The organism is Agromyces sp. Root1464 (assembly GCF_001427265.1).
GTDB classification, from domain to species: Bacteria; Actinomycetota; Actinomycetes; order Actinomycetales; family Microbacteriaceae; genus Agromyces; species Agromyces fucosus.
Map to the genome: position 1 here is coordinate 537,470 of NZ_LMFU01000003.1, position 20,746 is coordinate 558,215.

Here is a 20,746-nt window from a genome sequence, read left to right on the forward strand (position 1 = left end):
GGGACGTCGCTACTTGGCGGCGACGGCCTCCTGCTTCGCCGGCTTCTCCGACTTCGCGGGTGAGGCAGCGGGCGCGGGCGCCTCGACGGCCGGCGGCTTCGGACGAGCGGCGAACAGCTCGAACTGGGCGCGCGGCTGCTGAACGGCGCTCAGCGAGACGATGTCGCGGCCGAGCCAGAAGTTGTTCCACCAGCCCCAGAAGACGCGGAACTTGCGTTCCCAGCTGGGCATCGCCAGACCGTGGTACCCGCGGTGCGCGAACCAGGCCGGGAGGCCCTTGATCGCGAGCTTGCCCGACTGGAAGACGCCCGAGCCGACGCCGAGGCCGGCGACCGCACCCAGGTTCTTGTGGAAGTACTGCTTCGGCTCCTCGCCGCGCAGGACCGCGACGATGTTCTTCGCGAGCAGCTTGCCCTGACGCACGGCGTGCTGCGCGTTCGGCACGCAGTAGCCGCCGACGCCGCCGCCGGTGAGGTCGGGGACGGCGGCGATGTCGCCGGCGGCCCAGGCGTCGGCCACGAAGTCGTCGTCGTCGCCGACGCGCAGGTCGGCACGGGTCTTGATGCGGCCGCGCTCCTCGACGGGGAGGTCGCTCGAACGCACGATCGCGGGGTTCGCCATGACACCGGCGGTCCAGACGATGAGGTCGGTCTCGAAGCTCTCACCGGTCGACAGCTCGATGACGCCGTCGACCGCGCTCGTGAGTTGCGTGTCGAGGTGGATCTCGGCGCCGCGCTGAGCGAGGTGCTTGATGACCCAGTGGCTCGTCTCGAGCGACACCTCGGGCATGATGCGCCCCATGGCCTCGATGAGGTGGAAATGCGTCTCGTCGAACGTGAGCTGCGGGTAGTACTCGAGCAGCGAGCTCGCGAACGAGCGGAGCTCGGCGAACACCTCGATGCCGGCGAAGCCGCCGCCGACGACCACGAAGGTGAGCAGGCGCTCGCGCTCGGGGCCCGGGGGGAGGTTCGAGGCCTTGTCGAAGTTCGTGAGCACGCGGTCGCGGATCGCGACGGCCTCTTCGACCGACTTCAGGCCGATCGCGTTGTCGGCGATGCCCGGGATCGGGAAGGTGCGCGACACGGCGCCGCCGGTGACCACGACGACGTCGTAGTCGAACTGCCACGGCTCACCGAGTTCGGGCGTGATCGTCGCGGTCTTGGCCGCGTGATCGATGTGCGTGACCTTCGCGGTCACCACGTTGGTCTTCTTCAGGTGGCGACGCTGCGCGACCACCGAGTGGCGCGGCTCGATCGACCCTGCAGCCACCTCGGGAAGGAAGGGCTGGTACGTCATGTACGGCAGCGGGTCGACGATCGTGACCTCTGCCTCGCCGGCACGCAACCACTTCTCGAGCTTCCACGCCGTGTAGAACCCCGCATAGCCACCGCCGACGATGAGAATCTTGGGCACGGTGAATGGACTCCTCAGTTTTGGGACGTGCGGGCTGATTTGCGTGCGATCACTGCTCGCGAATGCGGACAGTCCGCTTGGTATGCCGAGTGGCGCCGATGCCCAACAGCGCTGCTAGCGTACCAAACCCTGCGACCAGTGAGAGCGGCACCGTGATGTAGGCCAGCGTCCACTGGGTCGGAAGGAGCGTCTGCGCACCGTCGGATCGAGGCAGCGGCGGGTCGGCGATCGGCACGATGGGCTGGTCGACGCTGCTTCCCTCGTCGGGCGCCTCGACCTCGGCACGCCGATGCAGCGTGATCCAGTCGGCCAGGCTGCCGAGCGGATTCTCGTCCACCTTCGGGACATTCGACTCGAGTGCGGCCACCGGATCGATGAGGCCGTACCCGTAGAGGGCGCTCGGCACCGTCTGGCCGTTGGGGTCGGCCGTCGTGATGAGTCGGTTGATGACGTTCGCCGCGTCGAGGTCGGGGTATTCGGAGCGGATCAGCGCGACGAGGCCGGTCACGATCGGGGCGGCACCGCTCGTGCCGTCCCACTGCACGTGGCTGCCGTCGGGCAGCACGCCGACGAGGTCTTCGCTGGGCGCGGCCACCGCGATCGTGATGCCCTGCGAACTCGCGTCGAGGCTCGCGTTCTTGGCCTTGTCGACACCGGCGACGGTCAGCACGCCGGGAATCGTGGCGGGCGCCCCGACCTGGCTCGTGCCGCTGCCCCGGTTGCCCGCGGCCGCGACGATGACGACGTCGTGATCGAACGCGTACATGAACGCGTCGTCCCAGCTCTCGGGCCAATCGGGGGTGTTGCGCGTGAGCGACATGTTGATCACGTCGGCGCCGTTGTCGACCGCCCAACGCACCGCCTCGGCGATCTGGTCGTCGTTCGACTTCGCAGCGCCCGTGTCCTGGCCGAATGCCACCGAGACCGTGAGCAGGTCGGCCTCGGGCGCCGTGCCGATGACCCCGCTGCCCTCCCCCGTGCCGCGACCGGCGAGCAGGCCCGCGACCATGGTGCCGTGGGTGTCGTCGTCCCCGACGGGCGTCTGGCCGTCGGGGGTGCCGAGGCCCGAGACATCCGTGCCGCCGACGACGGTGCCGCGGAGCTCGGCGACGTTGCCGTTGACGCCCGTGTCGATGACGGCGACCGTGACGCCGTCGCCCTTCGTGGTGTTCCACGCCGTCGTGAAGCCGTAGTCGGCGAGCCAGTACTCGTAGTCGCGCACGAGGTCGGCTCGCGCGGCCCCGGCTCCCGCGAGCGCGAGCATCGTCGCCGCCGCGAGCGTCGCGGTGGCGCGCACGACGAACGCCAGCGGGCGGCGGGCGCGACCGGATCGCCCGGAACGCGAGGCGCGTTCGGAGCGGTGCGGGCGCGTCGACGGGTTCACTCGATGGGCTCCTCGGCGGTCTCGAGCGAGGGCGCCTCGTCGACGCCGTAGTCGGGACAGCGGCAGACGTCGGGCGACCAGGTCGAGCGCTCGAGCGCGATGTCGCCCATCGGGTTCACCCCGGGGCCGGCGGCGAGCGAATGCGCGACGAGCGCGTGCAGGCACTTCACGCGCGTGGGCATGCCGCCCGCGGAGATGCCGGCGAGCTCGGGCACGACGGCGATCGACTCGCGGTCGGCGAGGTAGTCGCGATGGGCGCGGCCGTAGGCCTCGGCGACTTCGGCGTCGGCAGCGAGGAGTTCGGTGCACTCGACCATGAGCTGGGCGGCCTCGAGGAACGACATCGCGGCGGTCGCCGTCGGGTGCGAGAGGTAGTAGAAGGTCGGGAACGGCGTGCCGTCGGTCAGGCGCGGCGCCGTGGCGACGACCGTGGGAGCGCCGCACACGCAGCGCGCCGCGATGCCGACGACGTCGCGTGCCGGGCGTCCGAGCTGCGCCGAGACGATGCGCACGTCGCGCTCGCTCACCGGTTCGAAGGGCGGGCGGGTCATCGGGTCTCCTCGGCGGGTGGGGCGGCGGGCGGCGGGGTCGTGGGGTCGGTGGCCGGGTCGGTCGGCGGCACCGCATCGGGGGCGAGGCCCGCGGTGAACACCGAGTCGAGCAGGGTGGTCATCCAGTCGCCCTTCGATTCGGTCACGTCGGCCGAGACCTCGGCCGTGGCATCCGCTTTCGCCGCTGCCGTTCGGTCGTCGATGACGAGGTAGCTCACCTCGCCCGGCATCACGTAGTACAGGCGCTCGCGCGCCTGGGTCACGATGAACGTGTCGTCGTTCCAGCGTTCGCGTTCATCGCGCAAGCGCTGCACCTCCTCCTCCTGTGCGGAGACGGCGGCGCGGAGCTCGGCGATCTGCTGCCGCTGCTGTGCGAAGGCCGCGATCGTCGGCGCGAGCACCACGACGGCGAGCACGAGTACTCCCATCATGATGAGGGAGAAACCTGAGAATCGGATGCCGCTGAGCCAGCCCGATCGGGCGGCGGTGCCCTGCTGGTCGGGGGTCCGACCGGCCGCGGGCGCCGAGGGCTTCCTGCCGGCGCCGGAGGCGGCCTTCGCGGATGCACCCGGCTTCGCCGATGACGCCTTCGGCGTGGACGCCTTCGCGGAGGTGGACTTCGCGGTGCCCGGCTTCGCGGCCGACGCCTTCGAACCTGCGGCCGGCGTGGCTCCGCGCTTCGCAGCGGGCTTCGGGGTGGGCACGGTCGGACGCTTGGGAACGCGGCCGGAGCGACCGGTGTCGTCTCGCATCGCCCCTCCTCGTCATGCCACCCGGATACGCGAGGACGGGGGCGGCCACTCGGCCGCCCCCGTCACATGCGATGCTGCTCAGGCCGTGTAGCGGGGGAACGCCGTGCGGCCGGCGTACACCGCGGCCTCACCGAGTTCCTCTTCGATCCTCAGAAGCTGATTGTACTTGGCGACCCGCTCGCTCCGGGCGGGCGCGCCCGTCTTGATCTGACCGCAGTCGGTCGCGACGGCGAGGTCGGCGATCGTCGTGTCCTCGGTCTCACCCGAACGGTGCGACATGACGGCGGTGTAGCCCGAGCGCTGCGCGAGCGTGACGGCGTCGAGGGTCTCGGTCAGCGTGCCGATCTGGTTCACCTTGACGAGGATCGAGTTGCCGGTCTTCTTCGCGATGCCCTCGGCGAGGCGCTTCGGGTTGGTGACGAAGAGGTCGTCGCCGACGAGCTGCAGCTTCGTGCCGAGCTCGGCGGTGAGGGCGGCCCATCCGTCCCAGTCGGACTCGTCGAGCGGGTCCTCGATCGACACGAGCGGGTACGCGGCGGCCAGTTCCGCGTAGTACGCGTTCATCTCGGCCGACGTGCGGTCCTTGCCCTCGAACTTGTAGACGCCGTTCTCGTAGAACTCGCTCGCCGCGACGTCGAGGCCGAGCGCGAGGTCGGTGCCGAGCTTGAAGCCGGCCTTCTCGATCGCCTCGGAGATGAAGTCGAGCGCCGCGCGGTTGTGCGCGAAGTCGGGAGCGAAGCCGCCCTCGTCGCCGAGGCCGGTCGAGAGGCCCTTGGCCTTCAGCAGGCTCTTCAGCGCGTGGTAGGTCTCGACGCCCCAGCGGAGGCCCTCGGAGTAGCTCGGCGCGCCGATCGGCAGCACCATGAACTCCTGGATGTCGACGCCGGTGTCGGCGTGCGCGCCGCCGTTGATGATGTTCATCATCGGCACGGGCAGCACGTGGGCGTTCGGGCCGCCGAGGTAGCGGAAGAGCGGCAGGTCGGCCGAGTCGGCCGCGGCCTTCGCGACCGCGAGGCTCACGCCGAGGATGGCGTTGGCGCCGAGCCGGCTCTTGTTGTCGGTGCCGTCGGCCTCGATGAGGGCGGCGTCGACGAGGCGCTGGTCGGCGGCGTCGAGGTCTTCGATGGCGGGGCCGAGGTCGTCGAGCACGGCGTCGACGGCCTTCTGCACGCCCTTGCCGAGGTAGCGGTCGTTGTCGCCGTCGCGCAGCTCGTACGCCTCGAAGGCACCGGTCGATGCGCCCGAGGGCACCGCGGCGCGGGCCAGCGAGCCGTCGTCGAGCAGCACCTCGACCTCGACGGTCGGGTTGCCGCGCGAGTCGAGAATCTCGCGTGCGCCTACAGCTTCGATGATTGCCACAGTGAACTCCTCTGTGATGGGTGGGTATGCAGCGGATGACCCCGTCGTGATCCGCCAGCCAGTCTAGAGGTCGAGGATGTCTCGTGCTTGCGGCGCGAGAGCTACTCGCCCAGCTCGCGGAACGCGAGCGACGCGGCATCCGTCGTCTCGGCGCCGACCTGCGCGAAGGCGTCGAATCCGTCGGCGGTCACCCGGTCGAGCAGGGCGCGCAGGTTCTTCACGCGGCGCTCGAGACGCACACGAGCACCGGATGCCACGAGCTCCTGCTTCAGCGCGAGCAGGCGCCCGGCCGGGACATCCGCGTCGTAGACGAGCACGACCGCGCGCGGGCGCTCCTCGTCGCGCACGGCGAGCAGGTCGACGATGCGCTCGAAGCCGATCGAGAAGCCGCACGCGGGCACCTCCTGGCCGAGGAAGCGGCCGATCATGCCGTCGTACCGGCCGCCGCCGCCGAGCGAGTAGCCGTAGTCGGGGTGCGCGATCTCGAAGATCGTGCCCGTGTAGTAGCCCATGCCGCGCACGAGGGTGGGATCGAACTCGATGGCCGCGTCGGGCAGCGCTGCGCGCAGCGCGAGCAGGTCGGCGTAGGCGTCGCGGTCGAGCCAGCTCGGCGGCGGAACGACGCCGTCGGCGAGGTGCCAGTCGGCATTCGTGAGCGCCTCGAGCTCGGCCGCGACATCCGCATCGCCCGTGACGATGCCGAGCTCGGCGAGCTCGGCCGCCACTCCCCCGGTGCCGATCTTGTCGAGCTTGTCGATCGTGATGAGCGCGCGCTCGCGCAGTTCGTCGGCGACCCCCCACGAGCCGAGGATGCCGGCGAGGATGCGCCGGTCGTTGAGACGGATCGTGCACCCCGAGAGGCCGAGCGCGTCGAGCGTCGCGACGGTCGCGGTGAGCAGCTCGAGTTCGGCGAGCGAGCCCGCCTCGCCGATGATGTCGATGTCGCACTGCACGAACTGGCGGTAGCGGCCCTTCTGCGGGCGCTCGGCGCGCCACACGGGCGCGATCTGGATCGAGCGGAACACGGGCGGGAGCGCAGCCCGATGCGTGGCGTAGAACCGCGCGAGCGGCACCGTGAGGTCGTAGCGCAAGCCGAGGTCGGCGAGCGAGAGCGCGTCGCCGGATGCCGCGGCTCGCGCGAGGTCGTCGGCGCTGAGCGCGCGCTTCATGACGGCGAAGGCGAGCTTCTCGTTGTCGCCGCCGAGACCGGCGTGGAGGCGCGACGAGTCCTCCATCACGGGCGTCTCGATCTCGTCGAAGCCGTGCGCCGCGTACACCCCGCGGATCACGCCGAGTGCGTGCTCGCGACGGGCCTTCTCGGCCGGGAGGAAGTCGCGCATGCCGCGCGGAGGGGTGACGGATGCAGCCATGGCGACCATTCTTCCAGCACGGCGACGGGGTTCGCGGCGCACGCCCTCGGCGCCGTGAGCGCGGAGGCGCCCGCCGCTCAATCCGCGTCGAGCTCGATCCCCTTGGCCGCCGCCGCCCTCCGCAGCGCGTCGGCCTCGTCGATGCCGACGGCGACGTAGATGCGGAGCCCGTCGGCATCGTCGCGCACGAGGTACTCGACGTCGCTCGTGACGATCAGCTCGTCGTCCGCGTCGAGGTAGCTCCAGCGCACGCGCACCAGCGACAGCACGTCGGTGAGCGAGCTCACCGCCCGCAGTTCGGGCACGATCCCCGCGAAGCCGAGCCGGCGATAGAGCGGATACGACGACGAGAGCCCGGCCGCCATGTCGGCGCGGCTCTCGAGCGCGCCCGCGAACTCGTCGGTGATCACCATGCCCGGCAGCCCCCAGAGCCGCGCGGTGGCATCGGCGTCGAAGTCGCGCTGCGCCTCGCCGTACGCGTCGAAGAACTCCTCGAGCCGCCAGTCCTCGATGCCCATGCGTCCTCCCTCGGGAGTCGGGTTCCGTCCGACGCTACGCCTGCGCCGAGGCATCCGCGAGCGTCGCGTCGGCGCGTCAGCCGGTGCGCGACGCCTCGGCGCCGCGAACCTCGTCTTCGAGGGCGCGCACGGCGGTGCGAAGCGCCCGTTCGGCGTCGAGGCCCTGCGAACGGGCGGATGCCACGAGGCCGAGCAACGCTCGGCCGAGCTCGTCCTCCGTCGCGGGCGAGGCGAGCGCCGAGGCATCCGTCACGCCCACCTTCTCGGCCTTGCCGAGCACCTTCTGCGCGAGCGCGAGCGCCGGCATGCCGCGCGGGATGCCGTCGAGCACGCTTGTGCGGTGCGGCTTCTCATCGGCCTTCAGGTCGTCCCAGAAGGCGACCACGTCGGCTGCGGTCTCGGCCTCTCGATCGCCGAAGACGTGCGGATGCCGCGACACCATCTTGGCCGTCATGTGACGGGCGACGTCGTCGATGTCGAAGCGCTCGCCGTCGGTGTGGGCGGCGAGGTCGGCGTGGAAGAGCACTTGGTAGAGCACGTCGCCGAGCTCCTCGATCATCTCTTCACGACTGCCCGACTCGATCGCGTCGATGAGTTCCCAGCTCTCCTCGACGAGGTACTGCACGAGACTCTCGTGGGTCTGATCCGCATCCCACGGGCACCCGCCCGGTGCACGGAGCAGGGCCACGGTGTCGATGAGTTCGTCCAGTCCTGGGTGCGCTGCGCTCATACCGGCAGCCTAGGTGGCGTCGGTCGGAAAGGTGTCGTTCGGATGGGCCCTCCGCGCGGGTCTCAGTGCACGACGGCGAGGAGCACGCCCACCCCGATGAACAGCGATCCGAAGACGCTGTTCAGCACGCGCTGACCGCGCACCGAACCGGTGAACCTCCGCAGGCCGTGCGCCGCCACCGCGAAGAAGCCCCACATCACGATCACGTCGACCACCACGACCGTCAGCCCGACGATCAGGTATTGCGGCAGGAGCGGCTGCTCGGGACGGATGAACTGCGGCAGGAAGGCGAGGAAGAAGACGATCGCCTTCGGATTCAGGAGATTCACCCAGAGGCCCCTGCGGAACATCGACCAGCGCGACTCTGCGCTCCCGGCTGGCGCCTGCCGCGCGTCATCCGGTTCGCCCTCGTTCGTGTCGACGCCGTCGGCGTCGCCCTCGCCGTCCTCCGCGCCGCCGTCGTCAGCGGCGGCCGGCGGCTGCGGCTTCGCGAGCAGTTGCCGGATGCCGAGGTACACGAGGTACGCGGCTCCCGCGTACCGGATCACCTCGAACGCGAGGGGCGACCCCGCGACGAGGACGCCGAGACCGGCGGCGACGATGAGGATGTGCACGATGAGCGCGGCCTGCTGGCCGAGGATGCCCCAGATCGAGCGTCGGAAGCCGACGTTCAGGGAGTTGCCCATCGTGTTGATCGCGCCCGCGCCCGGGGTGAAGCTGATGACGAAGCACGCGGCGAGGAGCGTCGCCCAGAGCGAGAGTTGCACCGCACCAGCGTAGGCGTGGACGGCCCAGCCCAGGCGCGCCGCCCGGGCGGACTGCCCTCCGCCCGTAGACTGCTCGGAGGAGTGCCGGGAAGTCTGGTCGGCCGACGGGAGACCGTCGTCACCGTTCCGCCTTGTCGCACGCGCTCCTCACGCAGCTCGTGCACGTACTGGAGTCCGACATGAACTTCCTCCGCTCCGAGCGCTGGGCCGCCGCCCTCCTCCTCATCGCCGCCGTGCTCGGCCTCCTGGTCGCGAACCTCTCGTTCGGGCCGGCGCTGATCGACCTGAAGAACGCGCACATCGACCTCCCCTGGCTCGGCCTCGACCTCTCGGCCGGCCACTGGATCAGCGACGGGCTGCTCGCGATCTTCTTCTTCATCGTCGCGGTCGAGCTGAAGCGCGAACTCGTCATCGGCGAGCTCAACAGCCTGTCGAAAGCCCTGCTGCCGGCGATCGCCGCAGTCGGCGGCGTCGTCGTGCCCGCCCTCATCTTCTTCGCGTTCACGGCCGGCACCGAGACGGTCGACGGATGGCCCATCCCCACGGCGACCGACATCGCGTTCGCCCTCGGGGTGCTCGCCATGTTCGGCACGTGGATCCCGACGCGGGTGCGGGTGTTCCTCCTCGCCCTCGCCGTGCTCGACGACCTCATCGCGATCCTCATCATCGCCTTCTTCTTCACCGCCGACGCCGACCTCGCCTCGCTCGGCTTCGCGGGCATCGCCATCGCCCTGTTCGGCGCCGTGAGCCGCATCATGAAGCCGCGCTCGGCGTGGATCCTCTCGCGAAAGCCGCAGTGGCCGATCGTGGTCGTGCTGATCGTGCTCGGCGTGCTCGCGTGGTACTTCGTCTACCAGTCGGGGGTGCACGCGACGATCGCGGGCGTGGCCCTCGGCCTCGTCATGGCCCGCCGTCCCGGCGGGCGGGCGGTGCACACCCTCGAGCCGTGGTCGAACGGCGTGATCCTGCCGCTCTTCGCGTTCTCGGCGGCGATGGTCGCCGTGCCGCAGGTGCAGCCGAGCGAGCTCGACCCCGCGTTCTGGGGCATCCTCATCGGGCTGCCGGTCGGCAAGATCGTGGGCATCATGCTCGCGGGCGGCCTCGGTGCGCTCGTCGTGCGTCGGCGAACGGGCACCCCGCTGACGCTCGGCGACCTCTTCGTCATCGGTGCGCTCGGCGGCATCGGCTTCACGGTGTCGCTGCTCATGAACGAGTTGGCGTTCGTCGGGCTGCCCGAGGTCGCCGACGAGGGCACCCTCGCCGTGCTGCTCGGCTCGGGCATCGCGATCGTCGTCTCGGCGATCGTCGTGAGTCTGCGCTCGCGCCACTACAAGCGGCACGGCGGCCACGCCGGCGTCGGCGGGGCGTTCTCGCGCTGAGCCGACCCGCGCCCGCACGGACATGCGCAATCTCGGAGCCATCGGACGGTTCGGGTCCGAAGCTGTGCGGATCTCCGATCGTGTGGCGGACCGTGGCCTGTGGCGGACCGTGGCCTGTGGCCCGTGGCCTGTGGCCTGTGGCCTGTGGCCTGTGGCGGACCGTGGCCTGTGGTGGGTGAGGCGGGGGGGGGCGGGGCGATGCACCAGACTGGATGGATGAGCGACCGCACGCCCGCCGCCCGATTCCTTCGCGCCGAGCTGCACGAGATCCGCCGTCGCGGGCTCGGCAAGGCGTGGCACGCCGCACTGCTCATCGCGGGCGAGGCGACGGGTCTCGGTGGGCCGTCGGTCGCCGATCTCGTCGTGCTGCGCACGAGTACCGATGCTCCGGTGATCCGCACGCGCGCCGGATCGCTCGACGAGGCCGATGCCCTGCTGCGGGCGATCAACACCGACCTCGAGCAGATGTCGGTCGAGGAGTTCCTCGCCGAGTGGGGCCACCTGAAGGTCTAGCCGACGGCCGCGTCGAGCTGCTTCACCACGATCTCGGAGCTCTGCGCAGGTTCGGATCCGCGGGCGGCTCGGATCCGAGATCGCGCCGATCTCCGATCCTGTGGCGGCAGCCGGACGCCACGGCGGAGTCAGCTGCCAGGAGCGGCGGTGGACGCCTGCCCCGCGGCATCCGTCGCCGGAGCCTCGGGAATCGGGAAGATCGCGATGATGAGTCGCGACACCCAGTCGATGAGGTCGGCGTCGCTCGGCAGCTCGCCGTTCGTGACGGGGAACGGCACGAGGATCACGTCGTTCTGGGCGAAGTGCTTGGCGCCCGGGTACATGCGCTCGAGGCGCACGCGGCGCGAGTCGGGGATGTTCGCGGGCGCGATGCGGAGCTTCGATCCGGTCGCGATGACGTCGGAGAGGCCTGCCCGCTGCGCCTCGCGGCGGAGCCGGGAGATCGCCACGAGGTGCTTGACCTGCTCGGGCGGCTCGCCGTAGCGGTCGACGAGTTCGTCGACGACCTGGTCGATCTGGCCGTCCTTCGCGGCCGGACCGCTCGCGGCCGACAGTTTCTGGTAGGCCTCGAGCCGCAGCCGCTCGGAGTCGACGTAGTCCTCGGGGATGTGCGCATCGACGGGCAGCTCGAGCCGCAGCTCGGTCTGACCGGTGGCGACGTCGCCGCGGAACGCCGAGACGGCCTCGCCGATCATGCGGAGGTAGAGGTCGAAGCCGACGCCCGCGATGTGGCCCGCCTGCTCGGCGCCGAGCAGGTTGCCCGCGCCGCGGATCTCGAGGTCTTTCAGGGCGACCTGCATGCCGCTGCCGAGCTCGTTGTTGGCGGCGATCGTCGAGAGCCGGTCGTGCGCGGTCTCGGAGAGCGGCTTCGCCGGGTCGTAGAGGAAGTAGCCGTAGGCGCGCTCGCGGCCTCGACCGACCCGACCGCGCAGCTGGTGCAGCTGGCTGAGCCCGTACTTGTCGGCCCGGTCGATGATGATCGTGTTCGCGTTCGTGATGTCGAGGCCGGTCTCGATGATGGTCGTCGAGACCAACACGTCGAACTTGCGCTCCCAGAAGTCGTTCACGATCTGCTCGAGCACGTGCTCGTTGAGCTGTCCGTGGGCGACGGCGATGCGCGCCTCCGGCACGAGCTCGGCGAGCTGCGCCGCGACCCGGTTGATCGACGACACCCGGTTGTGCACGAAGAACACCTGGCCCTCGCGGAGCATCTCGCGACGGATCGCCGCGGCCACCTGCTGGTCGGAGTACGGCCCCACGAAGGTGAGGATGGGGTGACGGTCTTCGGGCGGGGTCGCGAGCGTCGACATCTCGCGGATGCCGGTGACCGCCATCTCGAGCGATCGCGGGATCGGCGTCGCGCTCATCGCGAGGATGTCGACGTTGGTCTTCAGCTTCTTCAGCGCGTCCTTGTGCTCGACGCCGAATCGCTGCTCCTCGTCGATGATGACGAGGCCGACGTCTTTGAACGTCACCTTCTCGGTGAGGATGCGGTGCGTGCCGATGACCATGTCGACGGTGCCGTCGGCGAGCCCGGCGATCGTGTCGCGCGCCTCCTTGTCGGACTGGAACCGGCTGAGGGCGCGCACGTGCACGGGGAAGCCCGCGTAGCGCTCGGTGAACGTCTCGAGGTGCTGCTTGACGAGGAGCGTCGTCGGCACGAGCATCGCGACCTGCTTGCCCTCCTGGATCGCCTTGAAGGCGGCGCGCACCGCGACCTCGGTCTTGCCGAAGCCGACGTCGCCGGCGAGCAGGCGGTCCATCGGGATCGACCGTTCCATGTCGGCCTTGACCTCGTCGATCGTCTGCAGCTGGTCGGGCGTCTCGGTGAACGGGAACGCCTCCTCGAGCTCGTGCTGCCATGGGGTGTCGGGGCCGAACGCGTGACCCTTCGACGCCATGCGGGCCGAGTAGAGCTTCACGAGCGAGACGGCGATGTCGCGCACGGCCTTGCGCGCCTTGCCCTTGGCCTGCGCCCAGTCGCTGCCGCCCATCTTGGAGAGCGACGGCGCCTCGCCGCCCACGTACCGCGAGAGCAGGTCGAGCTGGTCGGTCGGCACGAAGAGCCGGTCTCCCGCGTGCCCGCGCTTCGACGGCGCGTACTCGATGACGAGGTACTCGCGCACCGCGGTCGGTTGCTGCTGGATGCCCGCGGTGCGGCTCGGACCGGTCGGCCGCGCGCCCGTCGCGACCTCGCGCTGCACCATCTCGATGAACTTGCCGATGCCGTGCGTCTGGTGCACGACGAAGTCGCCGGCCTTCAGCTGCAGCGGGTCGACGACGTTGCGGCGCCGGCTCGCGAGCTTCTTGCCCTGGCGTGCGTCATAGCCGGCGGCACGGCCGTAGAACTCGGACTCGGCGAGCAGCCCGAGCTTGACCCCCGGCACCTCGTATCCGTGCGCGGCGTCGGCCTGCACGAGGTACGCGACACCGGGTTCGAGTTCGGCGGGCACGTCGTCGACGAGCCGGGCCGCGAGGCCGGCCTCGGCGAGCACGTCGCGTGCGCGCTCGACGAGGCCGTGACCGGCGGATGCCACGACGAGCGTCCACCCGTCGCGCAGGCGCTCGGCGGCGTGGTCGACGGCCCCGGCCACGTTGCCCTGGAAGCTCGGCATCGCGTTGGCGACGACTCGCACGGTCGTGGTGGCGCTCGTCAGCTGCGACTCGGCCTCCCCGCCGGCTGCGCCTCCGCCGGCCGCGGCGACGACCTCGGCGGCGTCGCCCATGTCGAAGCCCGAGAAGTTCCACCACACGCGCTGCGGATCGGGCTGGCCCGGGGTGCTGAACAGCACGGCGTCGCGAAGCTCGCGCACGGTCAGGAAGTCGCCCGCCGCGAGGTCGATCGGCGCGGCGGCCCCGGCGGTCGCGGCATTCCACGCGGCGGCGAGGAACTCCCGGTTCGTCTCGCCGAGGTTGACGGCCCGACCGGCCACCCGCTCGGGCTCGAGCACGGCGACGGCGGCGCCCTGCGGCAGGTAGTGCGCGAGCGGCACCAGTCGTTCGAGCAGGGCGGGCGCGAGCGACTCCATGCCCTCGACGGGGATGCCCTCGGAGACCTTCTCGAGGAGGCCCGCGAGGCTCGGGAACTCGTGCACCATCTCGCGGGCGCGCTGCCGCACCGGCTCGGTGAGCAGCAGCTCGCGGCTCGGCGGGAGCGACACGCGCTCGACGACATCGGGCAGCGAACGCTGGTCGGCGACCGAGAACGCACGGAGTTCTTCGACCTCGTCGCCGAAGAACTCGACGCGCACGGGGTGGTCGGCCGTGGGCGGGAAGACGTCGAGGATGCCGCCGCGCACCGCGAACTCACCGCGTCGCGCGACCATGTCGACTCGCGCATATGCAAGGTCGACGAGTCGCACCGCGAGTTCGGCGAGGTTGTAGCCGCGCCCGCCGGCGACGAGTTCGACGGGGTCGAGCGACGCAAGATTGTCGGCGAGGGGCTGCAGCGCCGCTCGCACCGACGCGACGACGACGAGCGGATGCCGCGACCCCTCTGCCGCCCAGTCGTGCATGCGCCTGATGGCATGGAGACGGCGACCCACCGTCTCGGCCGAGGGGCTCAGCCGCTCGTGCGGCAGGGTCTCCCAGGCGGGGAACTCGATGAGCTCGGCGTCGGGGAGGTACGGCGCCAGTGAGGCTCGCAGCGACTCGCCCTCGCGACTCGTCGCGGTGACGGCGAGCAGGGCCGGCGGCAGGCCGGCGTCGGCTCGGCGCTGCAGCAGGCCCGCGATCAGCGGGGCGTCGAGGCCCGCGGGTGCCGAGAAGTCTGCGTTCCGCTGGGCTTCGGCGAGTGCCGCATCGATGGTTTCGGCACGCGAAAGCGCCGTGAGAAAGCCCTGGAGGTTCACCCGTCGAGTCTACGCGGCGCATCCGACACCCCTCCCACGGGTTGCAGAACCGCGCCGCGTCGGTGCCGGCCGATACGATGGGCGCCGCAGTCGAAACGCCAGGAGGCCCTCCGCATGATCACCGCCGCCGCCGACGGATCCGCCCTCGGGAACCCGGGCCCTGCAGGCTGGGCCTGGTACGTGGACGACTCGTGCTGGGCGGCCGGCGGCTGGAAGCACGCGACCAACAACCAGGGCGAGCTGAAGGCCGTGCTCGAGCTCTTCCGGGCCACGGCCCACCTCGACGACGAGCTGCTCGTGCAGTGCGACAGCCAGTACGTGATCAACTCCGTGACGAAGTGGATGCCCGGCTGGAAGCGCAAGGGCTGGCGCAAGGCCGACGGCAAGGTCGTCATGAACGTCGAGCTCCTGCAGGAGATCGACGAGGCAATCGCGGGTCGCCGCTACCGATTCGAGTGGGTCAAGGGTCACATCGGCCACGCGCTCAACGAGGCGGCCGACCTCCGCGCTCGCGCCGTCGCCGAGGCGTACCAGCGTGGACGCGAGATCCCGACGGGTCCCGGATGGAGCGCGGACTGCGAAGACGGCGGGGCGACGACGGCTGCGGTCGCACCCACCGTGGACGCCGCGATCTCCGAAGACCTGCCCGAGCCGGTCGACCTGGGAACGCCGGACCTCGTGCTCGGCGAGCCCGAACTCGACGACGCCCTCTTCAGTCTCGAAGAAGCGCCCGAGGCATGGCACAGCGTCACCCTCGAGCTGTCGACCGAGGAGATCGATCGCCTGCGCGTCCGCGCGCAGGCCGAGGGGCTCTCACCCGAGGAGTTCCTCCGCCGGCTGATCTGATCGGCCGGCGCCCCGGGCGCGAGTTCAGCTCGGCGCGTGGAATTTTTGCTGCGCTGCCACGAGGCCGTCGCTCGCGACGGCCTCGACCGCGTCCGCGGCATCCGAAAGCAGGTTCGGCAGGGTCGCCCGCTCGGCACCCGAGAAGTCCTTGAGCACGAAGTCGGCCGGGTCCTGACGACCGGGCGGGCGGCCGATGCCGACGCGGACGCGCAGGAACGGCGCGGCATCCGTCGCCTTCTGGATGTCGCGGAGACCGTTGTGGCCGCCGTGGCCGCCGCCCTGCTTGAGGCGGACGGTGTCGAACGGCAGGTCGAGCTCGTCGTGCACGACGATGAGCTGCTCTGGGCTCAGCGAATAGAACTTCAGGAGCGCGGAGACCGGCCCGCCCGAGGTGTTCATGTAGCTGTTGGGCTTGGCGATCACGAGCTTCGGTCCGCCGGGGCGGAGGAAGCCCTCTGCCACGCGCGACGGCGTCTTGTGGCTCTTGAACGGCGCGCCGATGCGCTCGGCGAGCTCGTCGGCGACCATCTGGCCGACGTTGTGCCGGTTGCCGGCGTACTGGGCGCCCGGATTGCCGAGGCCGACTACCAGCCAGGTGTTCTGGGGCATGGCGTCGTCCTTCCGGCGTGGGCGCAGCAGGTCGAGGATTCCCATCGGACCTCCGGGTGCGGGGTGAATCGGTGCGGCGTGGAACGGGCGGGGCCCCGCGCCCCGCATTCCGAGCGTACCCGGATGCGGGAGGCGGGGCCCCGTCGCGGTGGTGCGAGTGCTACTCGGCAGCCTCTTCGGCAGCAGCCTCGGCTGCTTCCTCGGTCGCCTCGCCCTCGGCCTCGGCCTCAGCGGCCTCCTCGCCGAGGTCGACCTTCTGCGGCGTGTGCACGTTGATGACGAGCGCCTCGGGGTCGGAGAGCAGCGTGGCGCCCTTGGGCAGCTCGACGGCGCCCGCGAGGATCTGCGTGCCCTCTTCGAGGCCCTCGACGTTCACGACCACGTTCTCGGGGATGTGCGTGGCCTCCGCCTCGAGCGACAGCGTGTGCTGATCGAGGTCGGCGATCGTGCCGGGCGCGGTCTCACCCTCGACGTGCACGGGAACCTCGACCTGAACCTTCTCGCCCTTCTTGATGACGATGAGGTCGAGGTGCTCGATGACCTGGTGCACCGGGTCCTTCTGCACGTCCTTGACGAGGGCGAGCTGGCTCTTGCCATCGATCTGCAGGTCGAGCACGGCGTTGGCCTTGCGCAGGATCAGGCCGATCTGGTGCGACGGCAGCGCGATGTGGCGCGGCTCGGTGCCGTGGCCGTACACGACGGCGGGGATCTTGCCGGTGGCGCGCAGCTTGCGGGCAGCGCCCTTGCCGAACGACTCGCGGGTGTCTGCGACGACCTTGTTGTCTTCGTCCATGATGTCTCTCCTTGCGGGCTCGCGGCCCAGATCGTTGTCTGTTGTTCTCGACTCGAACGCGCGCAGTCGGACTGCGCAGAGCGTGAGGAAAAGCCGTGGAGCCTGCTCCTACCGCGTCGATCACGGATACCCGTCGCGTCCGCTCTCGCGGACGAACCAGGGCGTCCCTCGCCGAAGTTCACGGCCACCGCACCAGAGGCGCACATGACCGACCATGAAGTCTACCAGCCCCGTGGGTGCGCACCGCGCGAGCCCTCTCGGAACCACCGACGCCGCACCGACGCCGACCTCTCAGCAACGTCGCGCAACGGTGAGCCTCGCTCACAGTACGCTGGAGTCGATCCCAAGAAACTCACGAGGAGAGTGTTCGTGCCTGCATCAGCATCAGCAAACATCGGCGTCGTCGGACTCGCGGTCATGGGGTCGAACCTCGCCCGCAACCTGGCGAGCCGTGAAGGCAACACGGTCGCGGTGTTCAACCGCTCCCCCGAGCGCACGCGCACGCTGACGAGCGAACACCCCGAGGCCGGATTCGTCGCCTCCGAGAGCTACGACGACTTCGTGGCCTCGCTCGCGAAGCCCCGCACGGCGATCATCATGGTGCAGGCCGGCAAGGGCACCGACGCGGTCATCTCCGAACTCGTCGCGCGCTTCGAGCCGGGCGACATCATCGTCGACGGCGGCAACGCGAACTTCCACGACACGATCCGCCGCGAGGGCGAGATCGCCCCCACCGGCATCCACTTCGTCGGCACCGGCATCTCCGGCGGTGAAGAGGGCGCGCTGAACGGCCCCTCGATCATGCCCGGCGGCTCCGCGGAGTCGTACGAGACCCTCGGACCGATCCTCGCGTCGATCGCCGCGATCGCCGAGGGCGAGCCGTGCGTCACGCACGTCGGCACCGACGGCGCCGGCCACTTCGTGAAGATGGTGCACAACGGCATCGAGTACGCCGACATGCAGCTGATCGCCGAGGCCTACGACCTCATCCGCCAGGGCACGGGCAAGTCGCCCGCCGAGATCGCCGACATCTTCGCCGAGTGGAACACCGGCGAGCTCGAGAGCTACCTCATCGAGATCACCGCCGAGGTGCTGCGCCAGACGGATGCCTCGACCGGCCGGCCGCTCGTCGACGTCATCCTCGACGAGGCCGGCGCCAAGGGCACCGGCGCGTGGACCGTGCAGAACGCGCTCGACCTCGGCGTCCCGACCTCCGGCATCGCCGAGGCCGTCTTCGCCCGCAGCCTCTCCTCGAAGCGCGCACAGCGCGAGGCGGCATCCGACCTGCCCGGCCCCGCCCAGGCGTGGACGGTCGCCGACGGCGACGCCGACGCGTTCATCGAAGACGTGCGCCTCGCGCTCTACGCCTCGAAGATCATCGCCTACTCGCAGGGCTTCGACGAGATCATCGCCGGCGCCGAGCAGTACGGCTGGGACGTCAAGAAGGGCGACATCGCGAAGATCTGGCGCGCCGGATGCATCATCCGCGCCCGGTTCCTGAACCGCATCGCCGACGCCTACGCCGACGACCCCGCGCTCGTCGCGCTCGTCGTCGCCCCGTACTTCCGCGACGCCGTCGCGGGAGCGCAGGAGGCCTGGCGCCGGGTCGTCGCGATCGCGGCGCAGTCCGGCATCCCGACGCCCGCGTTCTCGTCGTCGCTCGCCTACTACGACGGGCTCCGCGCACAGCGCCTGCCCGCCGCGCTCATCCAGGGCCAGCGCGACTTCTTCGGTGCGCACACCTACAAGCGGATCGACAAGGAGGGCGTGTTCCACACGCTCTGGTCGGGCGACCACTCGGAGATCGAGACGACGCCCTCCTCGCACTGAGGCGGCTGGAACTGAGACGGCCGGCCATGCGCGACCCGAAATGGCGTGACGAGGGCGAGGAACCCGACTACCGGTTCACCCTCGCCAACGAACGCACCTTCCTCGCATGGATCCGAACGGCGCTCGCGCTCCTCGCGGGCGGCGTGCTGCTGCACCAGTTCGCGACGGAGCTTGACCCGCGCCTCGTCGTGACGCTGCTCTCGACGGGGCTCGGCGTCGTCGCCGCAGTGCTGAGCGTCGTGTCGTACACCCGGTGGCGCGGCAACGAGATCGCCATCCGGAACGGCCGTCCGCTCCCGTTCAGCTGGGTGCTGCCCGCCCTCGCGGCGGTCTGCCTCCTGACGAGTGCCGTGCTCGTGGTGCTGCTCCTCGTGGCGTGACGATGGACGACTGACATGGCCGCGTACAGCGTTCCCGCGACGGGCGACCCCGGGCTCCAGCCCGAGCGCACCGCGCTCGCGTGGAGCCGCACGGCCCTCGCGCTCGCGGTCAACGCGCTGCTGTCGATGCGTGCGGGGTTCGTGGCCGGTCAGCCGCTGCTCGTCGCCGTGGGGGTGGTGCTGTTCGCGGCATCCGGTGCCGCCGTCGCGATCGGCACGGTACGGCGACGGCAGCTCGCGGGGCAGCGCCTCGTCATCACGCCGCCGCGCGGTGCGCTCATGGGCGTGGCGGCGGCGACGCTGCTCGCGAGTGCGGGCGGCATCGCCTCGATCTTCGCCGAGGGCACCGTGTGAGCGAGCCGCATCCCGAGCTGCACGGCGCCGACGACGACGACCCTCGGGGTCCCGTCTACGGCGACCGGCGGCGGCGTGCCATCCGCATCACGGTGATCGTGGCGCTCTGCGCGATGCTGCTTCCGATCGTGCTCTCGGTCTTCGGCACCGCCCAGTCGGCCGCGCAGCGCTCCTGCGCGGTGTACGCGGCGCAGTTCGACACGGATGCCGCGGGCGCCCGCGTCTCGTTCGACCTCTTCGCCCGCGGCGGGCCGGGCTGGCAGTGCTTCGCGGTCGGCGAGAACGGCACCGAGACCCTCATCGCCGAGCTCGGACTGCTGCCGGGCGCGCCTCGGCCGATCGATCCCGCCGAACGCGACGTCTGAGCCCTCTGCGTCCTTGCGGCCCGGATGGCGCCGAGGCTCCACCTCGAGGTATCTTGACATCGAGATACTTCGGAGGGTCGCGCATGCTGCATCACGTCCAACTCACCTGTCCCCCGGGCAGCGAGGCCGCGCTGCGCGACTTCTACGCCGGAGTGCTGGGGTTCGCCGAGCTCGAGAAGCCTCCGGTGCTCGCCGGGCGCGGCGGGTGTTGGTTCCGCGGCCACGCCATCGAGCTGCACCTGGGCGTCGACCCCGACTTCCGCCCGGCGACGAAGGCCCACCCCGGGCTCCTCGTCACCGACCTCGACGAGTGGGCGGGCCGGCTCCGAAGCGCTGGGTACCCCGTGCGTTTCGACGACGACTTCCCGGGCATGCGGCGGTTCTACAGCGAGGACTGCCATGGCAACCGTCTCGAGTTCCTCGAACCCGTCGCCTGAGTCAGCCCGCTGCGGGCGCGACGGTGCCGCCTTCGTCGGGGAAGACCCGCTTGTACTTGCGTCCGTCGGCGAGCTCGACCGTCTCGGCGCGGAGCAGCCCGCGCGTGACGCGCTGGTAGATCGCCTGCGGCGTCACGCCGAGCTTCGCCGCCGCTTCGGAGACCGAGAGGCCGGGCAGTTCGGTCGGCACGCTCGACGGGCGCTCGCGCTTGCGCTTGCGGCTCGCCTCGTGCCGCGCCGCGATCTCGTCGTCGTCGCCGGCCCAGCGGTACTTCGCCGCCGACGGGCTGAGGCCCGCGGCATCCGCGATCTCGTCCCACGTGCGACCGGCGGCCATGGCCTCGCGTACCGCAGCGAGCGACGCCGGGTCGGCTTCGAGCGCGGCGACGAGCGAGCGGATGCCTCGGAGCCGCTCGAGCGGCGAGGCATCCGTCTCTTCGTCGTCTCGGCGGGTCGAGCCTGCCGAGCTCGCGTGCAGCGCATCGAGTGCCACGAGCTCGGCGAGCGCGCGGGCGGTCTCGGCGGAGAGGAACGACACGGCGGCC

The 20,746-nt window shown here is 70.8% G+C and carries 21 protein-coding genes; 8 read left to right on the top strand and 13 right to left on the bottom strand.

Features of this window, described 5'->3' with window-relative positions; genetic code table 11:
• Positions 1-9: 9 nt before the first annotated feature.
• From ASD23_RS18080 to ASD23_RS18120, 9 genes are all read right to left on the bottom strand, one after another.
• On the bottom strand, positions 10-1,413 hold the full coding sequence (locus ASD23_RS18080; protein ID WP_056014754.1) for an NAD(P)/FAD-dependent oxidoreductase: 1,404 nt from the start codon (positions 1,411-1,413) through the stop codon (positions 10-12).
• A gap of 49 nt (positions 1,414-1,462) precedes the next feature.
• A complete protein-coding gene (locus ASD23_RS18085) occupies positions 1,463-2,797 on the bottom strand; it encodes a S8 family serine peptidase (protein WP_235507809.1) in 1,335 nt (444 codons plus the stop codon).
• On the bottom strand, positions 2,794-3,348 hold the full coding sequence (locus ASD23_RS18090) for a DUF501 domain-containing protein (RefSeq protein ID WP_056014757.1): 555 nt from the start codon (positions 3,346-3,348) through the stop codon (positions 2,794-2,796). Before ASD23_RS18090 ends, ASD23_RS18085 begins: the two co-directional genes overlap by 4 nt.
• Complete coding sequence (locus ASD23_RS19370; protein ID WP_235507810.1) at positions 3,345-4,100, bottom strand: FtsB family cell division protein; 756 nt, start codon at positions 4,098-4,100, stop codon at positions 3,345-3,347. The genes ASD23_RS18090 and ASD23_RS19370 overlap by 4 nt, the downstream gene beginning before the upstream one ends.
• 78 nt (positions 4,101-4,178) lie before the next feature.
• Complete coding sequence (gene eno / locus ASD23_RS18100; protein ID WP_056014760.1) at positions 4,179-5,459, bottom strand: phosphopyruvate hydratase; 1,281 nt, start codon at positions 5,457-5,459, stop codon at positions 4,179-4,181.
• A 101-nt stretch (positions 5,460-5,560) separates the two neighbouring features.
• Positions 5,561-6,829, bottom strand: coding sequence for a histidine--tRNA ligase (gene hisS, locus ASD23_RS18105; RefSeq protein ID WP_056015032.1), 1,269 nt, complete (start codon positions 6,827-6,829; stop codon positions 5,561-5,563).
• A gap of 77 nt (positions 6,830-6,906) precedes the next feature.
• Positions 6,907-7,347: a DUF6841 family protein gene (locus tag ASD23_RS18110; protein ID WP_056014763.1), complete on the bottom strand. Its 441-nt coding sequence runs from the start codon at positions 7,345-7,347 to the stop codon at positions 6,907-6,909.
• A 76-nt stretch (positions 7,348-7,423) separates the two neighbouring features.
• Positions 7,424-8,077: a MazG family protein gene (locus ASD23_RS18115; RefSeq protein WP_056014766.1), complete on the bottom strand. Its 654-nt coding sequence runs from the start codon at positions 8,075-8,077 to the stop codon at positions 7,424-7,426.
• Between the two features lie 62 nt (positions 8,078-8,139).
• Positions 8,140-8,844 (bottom strand): LysE family transporter, encoded by a 705-nt coding sequence (locus ASD23_RS18120; protein WP_056014769.1) that lies wholly within the window; start codon positions 8,842-8,844, stop codon positions 8,140-8,142.
• A 131-nt stretch (positions 8,845-8,975) separates the two neighbouring features.
• On the opposite strand from ASD23_RS18120, the gene ASD23_RS18125 reads away from it, so the two are divergent.
• Complete coding sequence (locus ASD23_RS18125; RefSeq protein WP_442854330.1) at positions 8,976-10,223, top strand: Na+/H+ antiporter NhaA; 1,248 nt, start codon at positions 8,976-8,978, stop codon at positions 10,221-10,223.
• Positions 10,224-10,439: 216 nt separating this feature from the next.
• On the top strand, positions 10,440-10,736 hold the full coding sequence (locus tag ASD23_RS18130; RefSeq protein WP_056014772.1) for a hypothetical protein: 297 nt from the start codon (positions 10,440-10,442) through the stop codon (positions 10,734-10,736).
• Positions 10,737-10,864: 128 nt separating this feature from the next.
• Here the strand turns inward: ASD23_RS18130 and mfd are convergent, their stop codons facing one another.
• Entirely contained in the window at positions 10,865-14,587 is a 3,723-nt protein-coding gene (gene mfd, locus ASD23_RS18135) for a transcription-repair coupling factor (RefSeq protein WP_056014776.1), read from the bottom strand.
• 114 nt (positions 14,588-14,701) lie between these two features.
• On the opposite strand from mfd, the gene ASD23_RS18140 reads away from it, so the two are divergent.
• A complete protein-coding gene (locus ASD23_RS18140) occupies positions 14,702-15,433 on the top strand; it encodes an RNase H family protein (protein ID WP_056014779.1) in 732 nt (243 codons plus the stop codon).
• A gap of 24 nt (positions 15,434-15,457) precedes the next feature.
• Here ASD23_RS18140 and pth read toward each other — a convergent pair whose 3' ends face one another.
• Positions 15,458-16,042: an aminoacyl-tRNA hydrolase gene (pth, locus tag ASD23_RS18145; protein ID WP_056015036.1), complete on the bottom strand. Its 585-nt coding sequence runs from the start codon at positions 16,040-16,042 to the stop codon at positions 15,458-15,460.
• 160 nt (positions 16,043-16,202) lie between these two features.
• The gene (locus ASD23_RS18150; RefSeq protein ID WP_199470692.1) at positions 16,203-16,835 is read right to left on the bottom strand and encodes a 50S ribosomal protein L25/general stress protein Ctc; all 633 of its coding nucleotides are present in this window, start codon (positions 16,833-16,835) and stop codon (positions 16,203-16,205) included.
• 417 nt (positions 16,836-17,252) lie between these two features.
• On the opposite strand from ASD23_RS18150, the gene gndA reads away from it, so the two are divergent.
• The 5 genes from gndA (at position 17,253) to ASD23_RS18175 (ending at position 20,201) form a co-directional block, all read left to right on the top strand.
• Entirely contained in the window at positions 17,253-18,665 is a 1,413-nt protein-coding gene (gene gndA / locus ASD23_RS18155) for an NADP-dependent phosphogluconate dehydrogenase (RefSeq protein ID WP_056015038.1), read from the top strand.
• A gap of 26 nt (positions 18,666-18,691) precedes the next feature.
• Positions 18,692-19,045, top strand: coding sequence for a YidH family protein (locus tag ASD23_RS18160; protein WP_056014785.1), 354 nt, complete (start codon positions 18,692-18,694; stop codon positions 19,043-19,045).
• Between the two features lie 15 nt (positions 19,046-19,060).
• Positions 19,061-19,399, top strand: a complete 339-nt coding sequence (locus ASD23_RS18165) for a DUF202 domain-containing protein (protein WP_056014788.1) — start codon at positions 19,061-19,063, stop codon at positions 19,397-19,399.
• Positions 19,396-19,764 (top strand): hypothetical protein, encoded by a 369-nt coding sequence (locus tag ASD23_RS18170; RefSeq protein WP_056014791.1) that lies wholly within the window; start codon positions 19,396-19,398, stop codon positions 19,762-19,764. The genes ASD23_RS18165 and ASD23_RS18170 overlap by 4 nt, the downstream gene beginning before the upstream one ends.
• An 83-nt stretch (positions 19,765-19,847) precedes the next feature.
• The gene (locus tag ASD23_RS18175; protein ID WP_056014793.1) at positions 19,848-20,201 is read left to right on the top strand and encodes a VOC family protein; all 354 of its coding nucleotides are present in this window, start codon (positions 19,848-19,850) and stop codon (positions 20,199-20,201) included.
• Position 20,202: 1 nt separating this feature from the next.
• On the opposite strand, the gene ASD23_RS18180 is transcribed toward ASD23_RS18175, so the two are convergent.
• Positions 20,203-20,739, bottom strand: coding sequence for a hypothetical protein (locus tag ASD23_RS18180; protein ID WP_056014795.1), 537 nt, complete (start codon positions 20,737-20,739; stop codon positions 20,203-20,205).
• Positions 20,740-20,746: the final 7 nt, after the last annotated feature.

Coding starts and splice junctions, on each gene's coding strand:
- ASD23_RS18090 (WP_056014757.1), bottom strand. CDS start 3,348: ATGACCCGCCCGCCCTTCGAACCGGTGAGCGAGCGCGACGTGCGCATC.
- ASD23_RS19370 (WP_235507810.1), bottom strand. CDS start 4,100: ATGCGAGACGACACCGGTCGCTCCGGCCGCGTTCCCAAGCGTCCGACC.
- hisS (WP_056015032.1), bottom strand. CDS start 6,829: ATGGCTGCATCCGTCACCCCTCCGCGCGGCATGCGCGACTTCCTCCCG.
- ASD23_RS18110 (WP_056014763.1), bottom strand. CDS start 7,347: ATGGGCATCGAGGACTGGCGGCTCGAGGAGTTCTTCGACGCGTACGGC.
- ASD23_RS18115 (WP_056014766.1), bottom strand. CDS start 8,077: ATGAGCGCAGCGCACCCAGGACTGGACGAACTCATCGACACCGTGGCC.
- ASD23_RS18130 (WP_056014772.1), top strand. CDS start 10,440: ATGAGCGACCGCACGCCCGCCGCCCGATTCCTTCGCGCCGAGCTGCAC.
- ASD23_RS18140 (WP_056014779.1), top strand. CDS start 14,702: ATGATCACCGCCGCCGCCGACGGATCCGCCCTCGGGAACCCGGGCCCT.
- pth (WP_056015036.1), bottom strand. CDS start 16,042: ATGCCCCAGAACACCTGGCTGGTAGTCGGCCTCGGCAATCCGGGCGCC.
- ASD23_RS18150 (WP_199470692.1), bottom strand. CDS start 16,835: ATGGACGAAGACAACAAGGTCGTCGCAGACACCCGCGAGTCGTTCGGC.
- gndA (WP_056015038.1), top strand. CDS start 17,253: ATGGGGTCGAACCTCGCCCGCAACCTGGCGAGCCGTGAAGGCAACACG.
- ASD23_RS18160 (WP_056014785.1), top strand. CDS start 18,692: ATGCGCGACCCGAAATGGCGTGACGAGGGCGAGGAACCCGACTACCGG.
- ASD23_RS18165 (WP_056014788.1), top strand. CDS start 19,061: ATGGCCGCGTACAGCGTTCCCGCGACGGGCGACCCCGGGCTCCAGCCC.
- ASD23_RS18175 (WP_056014793.1), top strand. CDS start 19,848: ATGCTGCATCACGTCCAACTCACCTGTCCCCCGGGCAGCGAGGCCGCG.